The sequence below is a fragment of the Enterobacter sp. E1 genome, from assembly GCF_016809815.1.
GTDB classification, from domain to species: Bacteria; Pseudomonadota; Gammaproteobacteria; order Enterobacterales; family Enterobacteriaceae; genus Enterobacter; species Enterobacter adelaidei.
In genome coordinates this window covers 519,529-536,781 of sequence record NZ_JAFBJM010000002.1, presented here as the reverse complement: position 1 = coordinate 536,781, position 17,253 = coordinate 519,529, and the positions used below count along the sequence as shown (strand labels likewise).

The window sequence follows — 17,253 nt, the reverse complement described above, 5'->3', positions numbered from 1 at the left end:
TTTTCATGCATAACCAGGCTCCGATTCAACGTAGAAAATCGAAACGGATTTACGTTGGGAATGTGCCAATCGGCGATGGGGCACCTATCGCCGTTCAGTCGATGACCAACACGCGCACCACCGATGTGGAAGCGACGGTCAATCAAATCAAAGCATTAGAACGTGTAGGCGCGGACATTGTTCGCGTCTCCGTCCCGACCATGGACGCCGCTGAGGCGTTTAAGCTGATCAAACAGCAGGTCAGCGTTCCGCTGGTGGCTGATATCCACTTCGACTACCGCATTGCCCTGAAAGTGGCCGAATACGGCGTCGACTGCTTGCGTATTAACCCGGGCAATATCGGTAACGAAGAGCGTATCCGCATGGTAGTGGACTGCGCCCGCGATAAAAATATTCCTATCCGTATCGGCGTCAATGCCGGTTCCCTGGAAAAAGATCTGCAGGAAAAGTACGGTGAGCCTACGCCACAGGCGTTGCTCGAATCCGCGATGCGTCACGTCGATCATCTCGATCGTCTTAACTTCGATCAGTTCAAAGTCAGCGTAAAAGCGTCTGACGTATTCCTTGCGGTGGAGTCTTACCGCCTGCTGGCAAAACAGATCGACCAGCCTCTGCACCTCGGGATCACCGAAGCAGGTGGTCTGCGCAGCGGCTCGGTAAAATCCGCGATCGGTCTGGGGCTGCTGCTCTCCGAAGGGATCGGTGACACCCTGCGCGTCTCTTTGGCGGCCGATCCGGTCGAAGAGATCAAAGTCGGATTCGATATCCTGAAATCGCTGCGTATTCGCGCACGTGGGATCAACTTCATTGCCTGCCCAACCTGTTCACGTCAGGAGTTTGATGTGATCGGAACGGTGAATGCTCTGGAACAGCGTCTGGAAGACATCATCACCCCGATGGACGTCTCCATCATCGGCTGTGTGGTGAACGGTCCGGGTGAAGCGCTGGTGTCAACCCTGGGCGTGACCGGCGGTAACAAGAAAAGTGGTCTCTATGAAGATGGCGTTCGTAAAGATCGTCTGGATAATAGCGACATGATCGACCAGCTTGAAGCCCGCATCCGTGCCAAAGCGGCCATGATGGACGAGACACAGCGTATCAGCGTTCAGCAGGTTGAAAAATAACGTGATGGGAAGCCGCGAGCTTCCCATGTATGATTGAACCCATTCTTTGGGTTTTTTTTGTATATAGAAAGAGAATAAACGTGGCAAAAAACATTCAAGCCATCCGCGGCATGAACGATTATCTGCCTGGCGAAACCGCCATCTGGCAGCGCATTGAAGGCACACTGAAGCAGGTGCTCGGCAGCTACGGTTACAGCGAAATCCGTTTGCCGATTGTAGAGCAGACCCCGTTATTCAAACGCGCGATCGGCGAAGTCACCGACGTGGTTGAAAAAGAGATGTACACCTTTGAGGACCGTAACGGCGACAGCCTGACCTTGCGTCCGGAAGGGACGGCGGGCTGCGTACGCGCCGGCATCGAACATGGTCTTCTGTACAATCAGGAGCAACGCCTGTGGTATATCGGCCCGATGTTCCGCCACGAACGTCCCCAGAAAGGTCGTTATCGCCAGTTCAACCAGCTGGGTGTGGAAGTCTTTGGCCTGCAGGGGCCGGATATTGACGCTGAGCTGATTATGCTGACCGCTCGCTGGTGGCGCGCGCTGGGGATTTCTGAGCACGTTTCGCTGGAGCTGAACTCAATCGGCTCTCTGGAAGCACGCGCAAACTACCGTGACGCGCTGGTGGCGTTCCTGGAACAGCATAAAGATAAGCTGGACGAAGACTGCAAACGTCGTATGTACAGCAACCCGCTGCGCGTTCTGGATTCCAAAAACGCAGATGTACAGGCGCTGCTGAACGATGCGCCTGCGCTGGGTGACTACCTGGATGAAGAGTCTCGCGAACACTTCGCGGGCCTGTGCAAGCTGCTTGAAGCGGCAGGTATCGCTTACACCGTTAACCAGCGCCTGGTGCGCGGTCTGGACTACTACAACCGCACTGTATTCGAGTGGGTTACCTCAAGCCTCGGTTCGCAGGGCACCGTGTGTGCGGGCGGTCGTTATGACGGTCTGGTAGAGCAGTTAGGTGGCCGTGCAGCCCCTGCGGTTGGCTTCGCGATGGGTCTTGAACGACTTGTTTTGCTGGTTCAGGCAGTTAATCCGGAATTTAAAGCAGATTCCGTTGTCGATATATACCTGGTGGCCTCAGGTGCGGATACGCAGTCTGCGGCGATGCAGCTTGCTGAACGCGTGCGCGATGCACTGCCGGAGGTTAAGCTGATGACCAACCACGGCGGCGGCAACTTTAAAAAACAGTTTGCTCGTGCCGATAAGTGGGGCGCAAGTATTGCACTGGTGCTGGGCGAGTCCGAAGTGGCTAACGGCGAAGTAGTAGTGAAAGACCTGCGCTCTGGTGAGCAGACAACGGTAACGCAGGACGGCGTTGCGGCGCACTTGCGCACTCTATTAGGCTAAGGAGAAGGACTGCGTGGAAATTTACGAGAACGAACACGATCAGGTCGACGCGATTAAACGCTTCTTCGCTGAAAACGGCAAAGCGCTGGTTGTTGGGGTTATTTTAGGTGTCGGTGCGCTGATAGGCTGGCGTTACTGGAACAATCATCAGGCGGATTCCGCGCGTGGCGCGTCCCTGTCCTATGAAAATACCGTGAGCGCAATTCGAGCCGATCAGCCACAAACGCTGACGGCAGCCGAAAAGTTTGCGGCTGATAACAAAAACACCTACGGTGCACTGGCTGCACTGGAAGTAGCACAGCAGTACGTTGATAAGAACGAACTGGATAAAGCGGCTGCTCAGCTGTCTCAGGGCCTTGCGGCCGCCAGCGATGAAAACCTGAAAGCGGTTATCAACCTTCGTCTGGCACGTATCCAGGTTCAGCAGAAAAAAGCTGACGACGCGCTGAAAACGCTCGATACCATCAAAGGTGAGGGTTTTGCTGCCATCGTTGCCGATCTGCGCGGTGAAGCACTGCTGAGCAAAGGTGACAAAGCGGGCGCGCGTAAAGCGTGGCAAGCTGGCGTGGATAGTCAGGCATCACCTGCGCTGAGCGAAATGATGCAGATGAAAATAAATAATTTGTCCGTCTGAGAGGGACCCGATGCAATTGCGTAAATTACTTCTGCCAGGACTGCTTTCTGTTACGTTATTGAGTGGTTGTTCACTGTTCAGTGGCGAAGAAGACGTTGTGAAAATGTCCCCACTGCCGACGGTTGAAAACCAGTTTACCCCATCCACTGCGTGGAGCACCTCCGTGGGTGATGGGATTGGTGATTTCTATTCCAACCTTCATCCGGCCTTTGCCGACAGCGTAATCTATGCGGCTGACCGCAAAGGTACCGTGAAAGCGGTGAACGCTGATGACGGAAAAGAAGTGTGGTCGATTAACCTGGCGGAAAAAGACGGCTGGTTCTCCCGTAAACCTGCACTGCTGTCTGGTGGCCTGACGGTTGCCGGTGGTCATGTCTACGTGGGCAGCGAAAAAGCACAGGTTTATGCCCTGAACAGCAGCGACGGCTCCATTGCCTGGCAAACGACCGTGGCGGGTGAATCCCTGTCTCGTCCGGTGGTGAGTGACGGCCTGGTGCTGATTCATACCAGCAACGGTCAGCTGCAGGCGCTGAACGAAGCGGACGGACTGGTGAAATGGACCGTTAACCTGGATATGCCAGCGCTTTCTCTGCGCGGCGAATCCGCACCGGCTACCGCGTTTGGTGCTGCCATTGTCGGCGGTGACAACGGTCGCGTGAGCGCAGTGCTGATGCAGCAAGGCCAGATGATCTGGCAGCAGCGTATCTCTCAGGCTACGGGCTCAACGGAAATTGACCGTCTGAGCGACGTCGACACAACGCCGGTTATCGTTAACGGTGTGGTTTACGCGCTGGCCTATAACGGTAACCTGACTGCGCTGGATCTGCGCAGCGGCCAGATCATGTGGAAACGTGAGCTGGGCTCGGTGAATGATTTCATCGTTGAGGGTAACCGCATCTATATGGTTGACCAGAACGACCGTCTGCTGGCGCTGAGCACCGAAGGTGGCGTGACGCTGTGGACGCAAAGCGATCTGCTGCACCGTCTGCTGACAGCGCCAGCGCTGTACAACGGTAGCCTGGTGGTTGGTGACAGCGAAGGGTATATGCACTGGATTGATCCAGAAAATGGTCGCTTTGTTGCACAGCAAAAAGTCGACAGCTCTGGTTTCCTGACCGATCCGGTTGTGGCCGATGGTAAACTGCTGATTCAGGCAAAAGACGGCACGCTGTACGCGATCACGCGTTAATTACCCGGCGGTTGTAGTATACTAAACGGCTCCTGTTCATTCAGGAGCCGTTTTGACATTTTTAAAAACGCCGCGAAAGCGACGTTATTTTGAATTTTATGAGGCTTCAAACATGGTACCTGTGGTCGCGCTTGTCGGGCGCCCTAACGTTGGAAAATCCACTCTTTTTAACCGTTTAACACGCACCCGTGATGCGCTGGTTGCGGATTTCCCGGGGCTGACGCGTGACCGTAAGTACGGTCGTGCAGAAGTAGAAGGACGCGAGTTCATCTGTATTGATACCGGTGGTATTGACGGCACTGAAGATGGTGTTGAAACCCGCATGGCAGAGCAGTCGCTGCTGGCAATTGAAGAGGCCGATGTGGTGCTTTTCATGGTGGATGCCCGTGCTGGCCTGATGCCAGCGGACTCCGCTATCGCCAAACATCTGCGTTCACGCGAAAAGCCGACCTTCCTGGTGGCGAACAAAACTGACGGCATCGATGCCGATCAGGCAATCGCGGATTTCTGGTCTCTGGGCCTGGGCGAAATCTACCCAATTGCGGCATCGCATGGCCGTGGCGTAACCAGCCTGCTGGAAACCGTTCTGCTGCCGTGGGTCGACGAAGTTAACCCGCCAGAAGAGGTGGACGAAGACGCCGAATACTGGGCGCAGTTTGAAGACGGAGAAGAGGGCGAAGAAGAAGAGCCTGAAGACGACTTCAACCCGCAGGATCTGCCGATCAAGCTGGCTATCGTGGGTCGTCCAAACGTAGGTAAGTCTACGCTTACTAACCGTATCCTGGGTGAAGAACGCGTGGTCGTTTACGACATGCCGGGCACCACCCGTGACAGTATCTACATCCCTATGCAGCGCGATGAGCGTGAGTATGTCCTCATCGACACCGCAGGCGTACGTAAGCGTGGAAAAATCACCGATGTGGTGGAAAAATTCTCCGTTATCAAAACCCTGCAGGCGATTGAAGATGCCAACGTGGTGCTGCTGGTTATTGATGCTCGCGAAGGTATCTCCGATCAGGATCTCTCTCTGCTCGGCTTCATCCTCAATAGTGGGCGCTCACTGGTTATCGTGGTCAACAAATGGGATGGCCTGAGCAATGAAGTGAGAGAGCAGGTGAAAGAGACCCTCGACTTCCGTCTGGGCTTCATCGACTTTGCTCGCGTGCACTTCATCTCCGCGCTGCACGGCAGCGGCGTGGGTAACCTGTTCGAATCGGTGCGTGAAGCGTATGACAGCTCCACCCGTCGTCAGAGTACCGCCATGCTGACCCGCATCATGAACATGGCTGCAGAAGACCATCAGCCGCCGCTGGTGCGCGGTCGTCGCGTGAAGCTGAAATATGCCCACGCCGGTGGTTATAACCCGCCAATCGTGGTGATTCACGGCAACCAGGTGAAAGACCTGCCGGACTCCTACAAGCGCTATCTGATGAACTACTTCCGTAAATCGCTCGACGTGATGGGTACGCCTATCCGTATCCAGTTTAAGGAAGGGGAAAACCCGTTCGCCAACAAGCGCAACACCCTGACGCCAAACCAGATGCGTAAGCGTAAGCGTTTGATTAAACACATTAAGAAAAGCAAATAATCATTGCAGATCTCACCAAAGCCCGCGTTTATCGCGGGCTTTTTTTTCGCTCAATCATACCGTCGGTTTTCTCTGTGTGAAGTCAATCACTATTCACTTTTAACCAAGTTTAAATCTAAGAAAGTAGACAATAGTCGAATTTTCATCTTAAAGTCCGGGGTCCGGTACTAGACAAAACTAGCGCCTGGTTATCAAATGGTTAACTAACTTTTCGCCACATGTAAAAAATCGGTCAGATACGTAACTGACCGGCGTACTTGCTGGTGTTTACAAGCACGACGACATACCTTTCGGGAGAATTATGCAATCCTCTGTTAATCAAAAAGAAAGCCGAACGTTCTTCGGCCATCCGTATCCGCTCGGTTCTCTGTTCTTCACCGAGATGTGGGAGCGTTTCTCGTTTTACGGCATTCGCCCGTTACTGATCCTGTTTATGGCCGCCACCGTATATGACGGCGGGATGGGGCTGGCGCGCGAAAACGCCTCGGCGATTGTCGGTATCTTTGCCGGGACCATGTATCTGGCCGCACTGCCGGGTGGCTGGCTGGCCGATAACTGGCTCGGCCAGCAGAGAGCCGTCTGGTACGGTTCGATTCTGATTGCGCTCGGTCACCTGTCGATCGCGCTGTCGGCCATCATGGGCGATAACCTGTTCTTTATCGGCCTGATGTTCATCGTGCTCGGCTCTGGTCTGTTCAAAACCTGTATCTCGGTGATGGTCGGTACTCTGTACAAAAAAGGTGACGCGCGTCGTGACGGCGGATTCTCGCTGTTCTACATGGGCATCAACATGGGCTCGTTCATCGCGCCACTGATTTCCGGCTGGCTGATCAAAACCCACGGCTGGCACTGGGGCTTTGGTATTGGCGGTATCGGGATGCTGGTCGCGCTGATTATCTTCCGCGTGTTTGCCGTTCCGGCGATGAAACGCTATGACAGCGAAGTCGGTCTGGACTCCACCTGGAACAGCCCGGTTGTGAAGCGTAACGGCGTGGGCGTGTGGCTCCTGGCGCTGGCCGCAGGTGTGGCGACGATCGTCACGCTGATCGCCCAGGGCGTGATTGTGATTAACCCGGTCGCGGTAGCCAGCGTACTGGTTTACGTGATTGCGGCGTCCGTGGCCCTCTACTTTATTTATCTGTTTGTTTTTGCAGGCCTGAACCGTAAAGAGCGCGCCAGACTGCTGGTCTGTTTTATTCTGCTGATCTCTGCGGCCTTCTTCTGGTCTGCGTTTGAGCAGAAGCCAACCTCGTTCAACCTGTTCGCCAACGACTACACTAACCGCATGATCGGTGATTTCGAAATCCCGGCGGTGTGGTTCCAGTCAATTAACGCCCTGTTCATCATCCTGCTGGCACCGGTATTTAGCTGGGCATGGCCGAAGCTTGCGAGCATGAACATTCGTCCGAGCAGTATCACCAAGTTTGTTATCGGTATTCTGTGTGCTGCGGCAGGTTTTGGCCTGATGATGCTGGCGGCAGAAAACGTGCTGAGTAATGGTGGCGCGGGCGTGTCGCCGTTCTGGCTGGTGGGCAGTATCCTGATGCTGACGCTCGGCGAACTGTGCCTGAGCCCGATAGGCCTGGCGACCATGACATTGCTGGCGCCAGAGAGAATGCGTGGTCAGATGATGGGCTTGTGGTTCTGCGCCAGTGCGCTGGGGAACCTGGCTGCGGGCCTGATTGGCGGTCACGTGAAGGCCGACCAGCTGGATATGCTGCCGGATCTCTTTGCTCGCTGTTCTGTCGCGCTGCTGATTTGTGCCGCGGTACTGATCGTCCTCATTGTTCCAGTGCGTCGTATGCTGGAAAATGCGCAGACTAAACCGGCTGCTAACGCCTGATAAACCTCAGTGTGCCGGGGCAGACGTTACGCCCCGGCACTGTATTCCCTGAGGTGAAATTATGCAGTTAGGATTTGTTGGTCTTGGCGCGGTAGTGGAAACCGCGTATATGCCCGCGTTGCGACATCTTTTTGGTCACTCGGTTCGTTGTTTCGGGTTTGATGTTCTTCCCGCAAAGCACCCTGAAGGCGTTACGCGCTGCACTTCCCTTGCGGAACTTCTTGCTATACCGCTGGATACCCTGTTTATCACCACTGCATCGCTGCATCATCTTGAGGTGCTGGAGCAGGCGATTGCCTCGCCCGTTCCACGCATTGTGGTTGAAAAACCGGTAGTCGCCACGCTTCCCCAAATAGAAAAGCTCAACGCGCTGCTGGCAAAACCCGGTGTGGCATCTCGCGTGCTGGCGCTCGACCACTGGATGGCGCGCATTGAAACGGTGAAGCGGTCGCTGGTGGGCAATATTTCTGACATCGTCAAAATCGACGGTTTTTTGCAGGAGCCGAGTGGCTATAACGTAGCTGGAGAACCCATCGCGCTTAACTTTGCCACGGGCGAGCCGGATACCCGTACGCTTTGCCATCCTGATGGCGTGATTCTGGATATCGGTACGCACGTGCTGGCGATGCTGCGCGAAACGGTGCGTTATCTGGGAGGCCATGACGATATGACGTTGCAGGTCGTCACGGCTAAAGACCGGCTGGGTCGCGAAATCGCAAAAGGCGACCTGACCACTGCGGAAGGCGAGGCGCATCTTCAGGGCTGCATCAGCGGCGTGCCGGTGGATATCTGGCTTAACAAATACGCGGGACCCGCGGGCGGGCAAAAAGGTTTACGGCTCTGCTTGAGGGACGGGGGCACTATCAGCTACGACCGGCACGGCACAGAAGATGTGCTGGAGCTGATAAATGGCGAGACCCGTCAATGCTGGAAAATTCCCGGCACAATCTACGAACACTGTCTTGCAGAGCATATTCTGGGCGTCAGGAGTCTGTATGAACGGGCTCCGCAAGAGGTGAGTCGCACCACGCGCCGCAGGATCGATGAAGTGACGCTGCTGCTGACCTTGCAGCAACAGTTGCGTGGCCCGCACTGAACGCAACGTGGTAAAATTATCACAGACATGAATGCGCTAAAGGAGTCACTATGACGATTACCTGCCCGGATTGCCAGACACAGCTTGAGCCCCTGAACGGGGTGGCACATTGCGACAGCTGTAATAAAGACATTGCGCTTGAAGCCCGTTGCCCGGAATGCCATCAGCCGCTCCAGGTATTAAAAGCCTGCGGCGCGGTGGACTATTTCTGCCAGAACGGCCACGGTCTTATCTCTAAAAAACGCGTGGAGTTCGTTCAGGCCGAAGGCTAATCGCACACGCAGCCTTCGCCTTTCTGCCACAGCTCGATCAGCGACTCGGGCGCCTCCTGCTCCGGTACCAGCACGATGATATCGGCGTAGTGCGCCTGATTTTGCCCGGTCCAGATAATCTGGATGCGGAAATAGCGCTGGTCGCCGCTGCCGGGTGACGAGGCTTGTCCCGGCGGCTGACCGCGCGGAAAGGCCTGCTCCAGGATGCTCACCACGCGCTGGCGCTGAGCCTCATTGAGCGAAGAAAGCGCGATGGTACGCTGGCCGCTCAGCTTAGGAATAAAAGCGACGCCGCCTTCACGGGCCAGCTCAACTACGGCGTCATCCGTCAGTTCCGGAACCTGCATTTACAGCACTCCCACCTGTTCCCAGGCTTGCTTAATGGCCGCTCCAACGTCGCCACCGGAGCGTTTCTCTCCGTGCGCTATCGTCAGTTTTGCGAAGGCCTCAAAATCCGCATCCTGCGCCAGATTGCGATCGCAAACTGTGTCGTACCAGGCATAACCCGCTTTTTCCCAGGCGTAGCCGCCGATCGCCGTCGCGGCCAGATAAAATGCCCGGTTGGGAATGCCGGAATTCAGGTGGACGCCGCCGTTATCCTCGCGCGTTGTAATGAAATTTTTCATGTGCGCGGGCTGCGGATCGTTGCCGAGCAGCGGATCGTCGTAGGCAGTACCGGGTTCAGACATCGAGCGCAGCCCTTTACCGTTGATTCCTTTTGCAAGCAGCCCTTCACCAATGAGCCAGTCTGCTTTGTCGGCGGTTTGCTTCAGATGATACTGTTTGACCAGGGTTCCAAACACGTCTGACAGCGACTCGTTCAGCGCGCCAGACTGTTCAAAATAGATAAGCCCGGCTTCGGTTTCAGTCACACCGTGGCTCAACTCATGTGCCACCACGTCGATGGCGATGGTAAAGCGGTTAAAGATTTCCTCGTCACCGTCGCCGAATACCATCTGCTGACCGTTCCAGAAGGCGTTCTGATATTCCCGACCGTAATGCACGGTACCGGTCAAAATAAGCCCTTTATTATCGAGTGAGTCACGCTGATATTCTTTCCAGAAGAAATCATGGGTAATACCCAAATAATCGTATGCTTCATCCACCGCCACATCACCGTTTGAAGACTGGCCTTCGTAACGCACCTGCGAACCCGGCAGTTCCTGGGTCTGCTTCGCGTCGTAAATATCGCGCTCCAGCTGTCCGGCTTTATTCACGTGCGGCGCGGCAGGTTTTCCCGGCATGTGGGCCATCAGCGTCTGGACATGGGTTAAGGTCTGGCGGGCGCAGCGCTGTTGCGGCTCTGAACCGCTTTCGATAATACGACGAAGAATATAAGGGGGAATAACGCTATGACGATGGGACATGCTGCTCTCCTTATTAAAAAAGGGAATAGCAGCAGTATAGTAAGTAACCGGCGAAGAATTATCCGGTTTTACGCTGGCGCGTTTTTTTCACCGGTTTAATTGATTTCACTTCGCTTTCAACCCAACCGTCTGAAAGACGTGTCGTCAGCACATCACCGGTATTCACCTGTTTAGTTTGCTTCAGCACTTTGCCGTCTGTCGCCGTCGTCACGCTATAGCCGCGCGCCAGCGTGGAGAGGGGGCTGACCGCTTCAAGATGGGTCACCGCATTGCCAAAGCGTTCGCGGGTTGAGCTCAGTCGTGTACGGATATTCTCTGCCAGACGATATTCAAGCTGCTGGATCCGCGTTTGCGCGCGATAAATTTTCGGCTGTGGGTTCTGCTGGTTCAGGCGCTGCGTGACGCGCTGCTGACGCGACACCGCACGCTTGAGCTGGTTATCCAGCGCGAAATTCATACGCTGACGCAGGCGCTCCAGGACGGTCTGCTGACGCGCCAGTCGCAGTTGTGGGTGCTGCTGCTGCAGTCGATGATGAAGCTGGGTAAAACGACGGGTACGGTTTGCGAGGAAGTAGTCCATTGCCATTTCCAGACGTTGCTGGCCGTTCTGAAGCTGACGCAGCAGTTCCAGCTGGTTGCGGCTCACCACTTCCGCTGCTGCGGAAGGCGTAGGGGCGCGTAAATCCGCAACAAAATCCGCTATGGTGACGTCCGTTTCGTGCCCGACGGCGTTCACGACAGGGATATGGCTTGCGAAAATCGCCCGTGCGACACGTTCGTCGTTAAAGCTCCACAGGTCTTCCAGCGAGCCGCCGCCACGTCCGACTATCAGCACGTCGCACTCCTGACGCGCATTCGCCAGTTCAATGGCGCGGACAATCTGGCCCGGTGCATCGTCACCCTGTACGGCGGTTGGGTAGATGATTACGGGCAGAGAAGGGTCACGACGCTTAAGCACGTGCAAAATATCGTGCAGGGCCGCACCGGTTTTTGAAGTAATAACCCCAACGCAGTGGGCAGGAGACGGCAGGGGCTTTTTGAACTGCTGGTCGAACAACCCCTCTTCCGAGAGTTTTGCTTTTAGCTGTTCATACTTCTGCTGTAGCAAGCCTTCGCCCGCAGGCTGCATGCTCTCGACGATAATCTGATAGTCGCCGCGCGGCTCATACAACGTGATATTGGCGCGCACCAGAACCTGCTGGCCGTGCTGAGGACGGAACGTCACGCGACGGTTGCTGTTGCGGAACATCGCGCAGCGCACCTGGGCGGTATCGTCTTTTAGCGTAAAGTACCAGTGACCGGATGACGGCTGCGTGAAGTTTGAGATCTCACCGCTGATCCACACTTGCCCCATTTCCTGCTCAAGCAGTAAACGAACCGTTTGATTAAGGCGGCTAACAGTAAAAATTGAAGGGGTTTGAGAGGATAACATGTGAGCGGGATCAAATTCTAAATCAGCAAGTTATTCAGTCGATAGTAACCTGCTGAGAGGGGAGTGCAAGGTTTTTTTATAAAAAAGTGTGGATGCAATCGGTTACGCTCTGTATAATGCCACGGCAATATTTAACCACCCAGGTCAGAGATATTGCCCATGCTACGTATCGCTAAAGAAGCACTGACGTTTGACGACGTCCTCCTTGTTCCCGCTCACTCCACTGTTCTGCCGAATACTGCCGATCTCAGCACGCAGTTGACGAAAACCATTCGCCTGAACATTCCTATGCTCTCTGCGGCAATGGACACCGTGACTGAAGCGCGCCTGGCTATCGCCCTGGCACAGGAAGGTGGCATCGGCTTTATTCACAAAAACATGTCTATCGAGCGTCAGGCAGAAGAAGTTCGCCGCGTGAAGAAACATGAATCCGGTATCGTGTCTGACCCACAGACCGTTCTGCCAACCACTACCCTGCACGAAGTGAAAGCCCTGACCGAACGTAACGGCTTTGCCGGTTACCCGGTTGTGACTGAAGCCAACGAACTGGTCGGTATCATTACCGGTCGTGACGTGCGTTTCGTGACCGACCTGAACCAGCCTGTCAGTGTTTATATGACACCGAAAGAGCGTCTGGTAACCGTTCGTGAAGGCGAAGCCCGTGACGTCGTGTTCGCTAAAATGCACGAAAAACGCGTTGAGAAAGCGCTGGTTGTGGATGCGAACTTCCACCTGCGAGGCATGATCACCGTTAAAGATTTCCAGAAAGCAGAACGTAAACCTAACGCCTGTAAAGACGAGCATGGCCGTCTGCGCGTAGGTGCTGCAGTTGGCGCGGGTGCCGGTAACGAAGAGCGTGTTGATGCGCTGGTTGCTGCGGGCGTTGACGTGCTGCTGATTGACTCCTCTCACGGCCACTCTGAAGGCGTTCTGCAACGTATTCGTGATACCCGTGCTAAATACCCTGATCTGCAGATCATCGGCGGTAACGTGGCGACGGGCGCAGGTGCTCGCGCACTGGCTGACGCTGGTTGCAGCGCGGTGAAAGTGGGTATCGGTCCTGGCTCCATCTGTACTACCCGTATCGTCACCGGCGTGGGCGTTCCACAGATCACTGCAGTGTCTGACGCGGTTGAAGCACTGGAAGGCACCGGTATTCCGGTTATCGCTGACGGCGGTATCCGCTTCTCTGGTGACATCGCCAAAGCGATCGCCGCAGGTGCTGCTGCGGTGATGGTAGGCTCTATGCTGGCTGGTACCGAAGAATCCCCGGGTGAAATCGAACTCTACCAGGGCCGTTCTTACAAATCTTACCGCGGTATGGGCTCTCTGGGCGCGATGTCCAAAGGTTCCTCTGACCGTTACTTCCAGACCGATAACGCCGCTGACAAACTGGTACCGGAAGGTATCGAAGGTCGCGTTGCCTATAAAGGCCGTCTGAAAGAGATCATTCACCAGCAGATGGGCGGCCTGCGCTCCTGTATGGGTCTGACCGGCTGTGGTACCATTGACCTGCTGCGTACTAAAGCGGAATTCGTACGCATCAGCGGTGCGGGTATCCAGGAGAGCCACGTTCACGACGTGACGATCACCAAAGAGTCCCCGAACTACCGTCTGGGCTCCTGATAAGTTTCCGCGCCCGGCTCCTGCCGGGCGCTCTGTTTTTGTTTCACTTGCCTCGGAATTAGCGTCAATGACGGAAAACATTCATAAACATCGCATTCTCATCCTGGACTTTGGTTCTCAGTACACTCAGCTGGTGGCGCGTCGCGTACGTGAACTGGGCGTTTACTGTGAACTGTGGGCGTGGGATGTCACGGAAGCACAGATTCGCGAATTCAATCCAAGCGGCATCATCCTGTCCGGCGGACCGGAAAGCACCACCGAAGAGAACAGCCCGCGCGCACCGCAGTACGTGTTCGAAGCTGGCGTGCCGGTATTCGGCGTTTGCTACGGCATGCAGACCATGGCAATGCAGCTTGGCGGCCACGTCGAAGGATCTAACGAGCGTGAGTTTGGCTACGCGCAGGTAGAAGTTGTCACCGACAGCGCGCTGGTGCGCGGTATCGAAGACTCCCTGACCGCAGACGGCAAACCGCTGCTGGACGTGTGGATGAGCCACGGCGACAAAGTCACCGCCATCCCGTCTGACTTCGTGACCGTTGCCAGCACCGAGAGCTGTCCGTTCGCCATCATGGCAAACGAAGAAAAACGCTTCTACGGCGTGCAGTTCCACCCGGAAGTGACTCACACCCGTCAGGGTATGCGCATGCTGGAGCGCTTCGTGCGTGACATCTGCCAGTGTGAAGCCCTGTGGACCCCGGCAAAAATCATCGACGACGCCGTTGAGCGTATCCGCCAGCAGGTTGGCGATGACAAAGTGATCCTCGGCCTCTCCGGCGGCGTGGACTCCTCCGTGACCGCGATGCTGCTGCACCGCGCCATCGGCAAAAACCTGACCTGTGTCTTCGTCGACAACGGTCTGCTGCGTCTGAACGAAGCCCAGCAGGTTATGGACATGTTTGGTGACCACTTCGGTCTGAACATCGTTCACGTGGAAGGCGAGCAGCGCTTCCTGGACGCGCTGAAAGGTGAGAACGATCCTGAAGCGAAACGTAAAATCATCGGCCGCGTGTTCGTGGAAGTGTTCGACGAAGAAGCGCTGAAGCTGGACGACGTGAAGTGGCTGGCGCAGGGCACCATCTACCCGGACGTGATCGAGTCTGCGGCCTCCGCAACCGGTAAAGCACACGTTATCAAATCTCACCACAACGTGGGCGGCCTGCCGAAAGAGATGAAGATGGGTCTGGTTGAACCGCTGCGCGAGCTGTTCAAAGACGAAGTGCGTAAGATCGGTCTGGAACTGGGTCTGCCGTACGACATGCTCTACCGTCACCCGTTCCCGGGCCCGGGTCTGGGCGTGCGCGTGCTGGGTGAAGTGAAGAAAGAGTACTGCGACCTGCTGCGTCGCGCGGACGCGATCTTCATCGAAGAGTTGCACAAAGCTGACCTGTACAACAAAGTGAGCCAGGCGTTCACCGTGTTCCTGCCGGTTCGCTCTGTAGGCGTAATGGGCGATGGCCGTAAGTACGACTGGGTTGTTTCCCTGCGTGCGGTGGAAACCATCGACTTCATGACCGCGCACTGGGCGCACCTGCCGTATGACTTCTTAGGCCGCGTGTCTAACCGCATCATCAACGAAGTTAACGGTATTTCCCGCGTGGTGTATGACATCAGCGGTAAGCCACCGGCTACGATTGAGTGGGAATGATTTCCCAACCGGAAAAGTCTGGTACTAACAGGTTCTAAATTATCTCTAAGCCCGCAGATTGCGGGCTTTTTTTTGGGCCATGGCTGGCAAGACCATCTCAGGTGAGTGCCAGGAGCGGGCGCAACGTAATGCTATCCATTAAATCCTTATTCGATGCGTTCCACATTTGGATGACGATCGGTTGCGGTTTCATGGAAAATGTCACCCAGCCAGCCGGCAATCTCACCTTCAGTCATATCGTCAGGAATAGCGATGTCATAGAGTCGAGAAAACTTTCTCTCCGTCAGGTCAGCACGAAATACCAGCCACCGATCATGCTTACGTTGAACACCAATATGCCGTCCAAAAACGTTATATATCAGCATATGCCATCTCCGATCATGCTTGCGAGTTCCTGTATCTATGATATATACGTCAGATCAGGCCAGAGCGTAAATCGTACAAAGATGAAAGATCAGCGTTCGCACCTCGCTCACAGCGGACATCATGCTTCTGTATCTGCTCTGTCTGCTCTGTGCCAGGAGCAGATGTTGTTGATATCAGTTTGTGTTGAGTAACGGGGAACATATCAACTGTAAAATGAGGCCTGTGTTTTCTATAAGTTAAGGTGAAAGTACATACCTTAACTAATCACCCCAGTGGCTATCGGGCAAGAGGCAACAATGGCGAAGAAACGCAAGGCGAAAAACTACATAACACCTGAGCAGATTGCAGCACGCAAGCTGGAAGATCAGCGTCATAAGCAAGCCGATGAGGTTATGGCCAACCTCAAGATCGGGAAAAGTCAGTACTTGGGCGTTTCTATTTGGAAGAATATCACCATCCAGTTGGCACGCGGAAAAAACGTCGCTGAAATCACGTACGATATGGAACGAGATACGTTGGTCGGCCAGTGCCGTACTATAGAGGTTAAACGCCTTCGAGCCAAAGAACATCAACAGCAAAGCAGAGCCAGCGCGGAAAAGATTGTAGCATCGCGCGTCCCGCCGCTAGCCACACCGGCTACCGTGGATAACCGCCAGAAACCGGGCAAACTCAGAGCCAAAACCCTTCATCTGCTGAAAAAAAAGCCCGCTAGCAGCAAAGTGGATGCGTGGACGATTGCACGCGACGCGTCACGGTCATCCGCACCTCAAAAGAAATTGACCTTTGGAGCGGTATTACATCAGAACCCAGTAGCTAAGCCTGAAGTTATCAGCTTTAGCGGAAACGAGAAGCGGTTAGAGGGGGCTGACACGCCAGCGGCTACCATTAAAAGATACGATCTTCCGCTGCCTAAGCCTAGAGAGGCCACCATGAGGCGCAAACTGACGGGTATTGAGAAGGCCATGAAGATGGTTCCCGTTGCAAGCCGTCACGAGTTTGCGATGTTCGTACATAAACACCATGAAAGTGGTTATACGGCAGAGCAACTGCTCGCACAGTACTTGGCTGCTGCAATTACCGCACCTGGAGCAAATGATTCAGTTGTTGTCGCGCCGGAGATTATTAACGAAACGGCCGCCGTAGAGTTGACCGCACCATTACCGGTATCTCACGATCCATTTAAAGAAGCGCGCTTATCAAACCTCCGCCAGACGCTGGATATCAGCATCGAAACGCCGAAAGATATGGAGGAGCTGGGAGAGCAGGATATCAACCCGCTGCGCGATGGCCGCGAGCTGAAAGGCGGCTCCTCCGAACGTCTGGTGCGTCAGCGCGATGCGGCAATCCAGGCTGAGTTTAAAGCAGAGCTTTGCTACAACTTCGGTTACCGTTGTGCCGTGTCCGGTAAACACCTGGGCGGTGTACTGGATGCCGCTCACATTGAAAGCGCGGCCAAAGGGGATTACAGCGCGAGCAACGGCATTCTGCTGTCACCTACTCTGCACCGCCTGTTTGACGCGAACAAGATGGGAATTAATCCTGAGACAATGACTGTTCATTTCAAACCAGGCATTGAGTTTGAGGAATATGAAGGCCGTGTGATCACCCCAATGCATTACCGCCTGAACAAAGACAAACTGGCTGCTCGCTGGGGTGAATACCTGAGAGATGCAAATTGAGATACGCCATGCAGCGCTACCTTGAAGCAGGGCATAA

At 54.9% G+C, this 17,253-nt stretch carries 15 protein-coding genes; 11 read left to right on the top strand and 4 right to left on the bottom strand.

Going from position 1 to position 17,253, the window contains the following annotated elements:
* Nucleotides 1-5 precede the first annotated feature (5 nt).
* From ispG to JGF26_RS08625, 8 genes are all read left to right on the top strand, one after another.
* Nucleotides 6-1,124 carry a flavodoxin-dependent (E)-4-hydroxy-3-methylbut-2-enyl-diphosphate synthase gene (gene ispG, locus JGF26_RS08660; RefSeq protein ID WP_023308814.1) on the top strand — a complete coding sequence of 373 codons (1,119 nt, stop codon included), beginning with the start codon at nt 6-8 and terminating at the stop codon, nt 1,122-1,124.
* An 80-nt stretch (nt 1,125-1,204) separates the two neighbouring features.
* Entirely contained in the window at nt 1,205-2,479 is a 1,275-nt protein-coding gene (gene hisS / locus JGF26_RS08655; RefSeq protein WP_028016092.1) for a histidine--tRNA ligase, read from the top strand.
* A gap of 13 nt (nt 2,480-2,492) precedes the next feature.
* Nucleotides 2,493-3,113, top strand: coding sequence for a YfgM family protein (locus tag JGF26_RS08650; protein ID WP_028016093.1), 621 nt, complete (start codon nt 2,493-2,495; stop codon nt 3,111-3,113).
* A 10-nt stretch (nt 3,114-3,123) separates the two neighbouring features.
* Nucleotides 3,124-4,302, top strand: a complete 1,179-nt coding sequence (bamB, locus tag JGF26_RS08645) for an outer membrane protein assembly factor BamB (RefSeq protein ID WP_028016094.1) — start codon at nt 3,124-3,126, stop codon at nt 4,300-4,302.
* A gap of 112 nt (nt 4,303-4,414) precedes the next feature.
* Nucleotides 4,415-5,890 (top strand): ribosome biogenesis GTPase Der, encoded by a 1,476-nt coding sequence (der, locus tag JGF26_RS08640; RefSeq protein ID WP_024908655.1) that lies wholly within the window; start codon nt 4,415-4,417, stop codon nt 5,888-5,890.
* 301 nt (nt 5,891-6,191) lie between these two features.
* On the top strand, nt 6,192-7,733 hold the full coding sequence (locus JGF26_RS08635) for a peptide MFS transporter (protein WP_028016095.1): 1,542 nt from the start codon (nt 6,192-6,194) through the stop codon (nt 7,731-7,733).
* 61 nt (nt 7,734-7,794) lie between these two features.
* A complete protein-coding gene (locus tag JGF26_RS08630; RefSeq protein ID WP_134707665.1) occupies nt 7,795-8,829 on the top strand; it encodes a Gfo/Idh/MocA family oxidoreductase in 1,035 nt (344 codons plus the stop codon).
* 50 nt (nt 8,830-8,879) lie between these two features.
* Nucleotides 8,880-9,101, top strand: coding sequence for a zinc ribbon domain-containing protein (locus JGF26_RS08625; RefSeq protein WP_129323998.1), 222 nt, complete (start codon nt 8,880-8,882; stop codon nt 9,099-9,101).
* Here JGF26_RS08625 and JGF26_RS08620 read toward each other — a convergent pair.
* From JGF26_RS08620 to xseA, 3 genes are read right to left on the bottom strand one after another with little or no spacing between them, the layout of a single operon-like run.
* Entirely contained in the window at nt 9,098-9,448 is a 351-nt protein-coding gene (locus tag JGF26_RS08620; RefSeq protein ID WP_028016098.1) for a protealysin inhibitor emfourin, read from the bottom strand. The two genes, JGF26_RS08625 and JGF26_RS08620, sit on opposite strands and share 4 nt — an antisense overlap.
* A complete protein-coding gene (locus JGF26_RS08615; protein ID WP_134707666.1) occupies nt 9,449-10,468 on the bottom strand; it encodes a M4 family metallopeptidase in 1,020 nt (339 codons plus the stop codon).
* A gap of 58 nt (nt 10,469-10,526) precedes the next feature.
* A complete protein-coding gene (gene xseA, locus JGF26_RS08610) occupies nt 10,527-11,900 on the bottom strand; it encodes an exodeoxyribonuclease VII large subunit (protein ID WP_134707667.1) in 1,374 nt (457 codons plus the stop codon).
* Nucleotides 11,901-12,059: 159 nt separating this feature from the next.
* Between xseA and guaB the strand changes: the two genes are divergently transcribed.
* The gene (gene guaB / locus JGF26_RS08605; RefSeq protein ID WP_028016101.1) at nt 12,060-13,526 is read left to right on the top strand and encodes an IMP dehydrogenase; all 1,467 of its coding nucleotides are present in this window, start codon (nt 12,060-12,062) and stop codon (nt 13,524-13,526) included.
* 67 nt (nt 13,527-13,593) lie between these two features.
* A complete protein-coding gene (gene guaA, locus JGF26_RS08600) occupies nt 13,594-15,171 on the top strand; it encodes a glutamine-hydrolyzing GMP synthase (protein ID WP_024908661.1) in 1,578 nt (525 codons plus the stop codon).
* Nucleotides 15,172-15,317: 146 nt separating this feature from the next.
* Here guaA and JGF26_RS08595 read toward each other — a convergent pair whose 3' ends face one another.
* Nucleotides 15,318-15,536 carry a hypothetical protein gene (locus JGF26_RS08595; RefSeq protein ID WP_134707668.1) on the bottom strand — a complete coding sequence of 73 codons (219 nt, stop codon included), beginning with the start codon at nt 15,534-15,536 and terminating at the stop codon, nt 15,318-15,320.
* Between the two features lie 297 nt (nt 15,537-15,833).
* Between JGF26_RS08595 and JGF26_RS08590 the strand changes: the two genes are divergently transcribed.
* A complete protein-coding gene (locus JGF26_RS08590; RefSeq protein WP_134707669.1) occupies nt 15,834-17,216 on the top strand; it encodes an HNH endonuclease signature motif containing protein in 1,383 nt (460 codons plus the stop codon).
* Nucleotides 17,217-17,253 lie beyond the last annotated feature (37 nt).

Coding starts and splice junctions, on each gene's coding strand:
- ispG (WP_023308814.1), top strand. CDS start 6: ATGCATAACCAGGCTCCGATTCAACGTAGAAAATCGAAACGGATTTAC.
- bamB (WP_028016094.1), top strand. CDS start 3,124: ATGCAATTGCGTAAATTACTTCTGCCAGGACTGCTTTCTGTTACGTTA.
- der (WP_024908655.1), top strand. CDS start 4,415: ATGGTACCTGTGGTCGCGCTTGTCGGGCGCCCTAACGTTGGAAAATCC.
- JGF26_RS08635 (WP_028016095.1), top strand. CDS start 6,192: ATGCAATCCTCTGTTAATCAAAAAGAAAGCCGAACGTTCTTCGGCCAT.
- JGF26_RS08630 (WP_134707665.1), top strand. CDS start 7,795: ATGCAGTTAGGATTTGTTGGTCTTGGCGCGGTAGTGGAAACCGCGTAT.
- JGF26_RS08625 (WP_129323998.1), top strand. CDS start 8,880: ATGACGATTACCTGCCCGGATTGCCAGACACAGCTTGAGCCCCTGAAC.
- JGF26_RS08620 (WP_028016098.1), bottom strand. CDS start 9,448: ATGCAGGTTCCGGAACTGACGGATGACGCCGTAGTTGAGCTGGCCCGT.
- JGF26_RS08615 (WP_134707666.1), bottom strand. CDS start 10,468: ATGTCCCATCGTCATAGCGTTATTCCCCCTTATATTCTTCGTCGTATT.
- xseA (WP_134707667.1), bottom strand. CDS start 11,900: ATGTTATCCTCTCAAACCCCTTCAATTTTTACTGTTAGCCGCCTTAAT.
- guaB (WP_028016101.1), top strand. CDS start 12,060: ATGCTACGTATCGCTAAAGAAGCACTGACGTTTGACGACGTCCTCCTT.
- guaA (WP_024908661.1), top strand. CDS start 13,594: ATGACGGAAAACATTCATAAACATCGCATTCTCATCCTGGACTTTGGT.
- JGF26_RS08595 (WP_134707668.1), bottom strand. CDS start 15,536: ATGCTGATATATAACGTTTTTGGACGGCATATTGGTGTTCAACGTAAG.
- JGF26_RS08590 (WP_134707669.1), top strand. CDS start 15,834: ATGGCGAAGAAACGCAAGGCGAAAAACTACATAACACCTGAGCAGATT.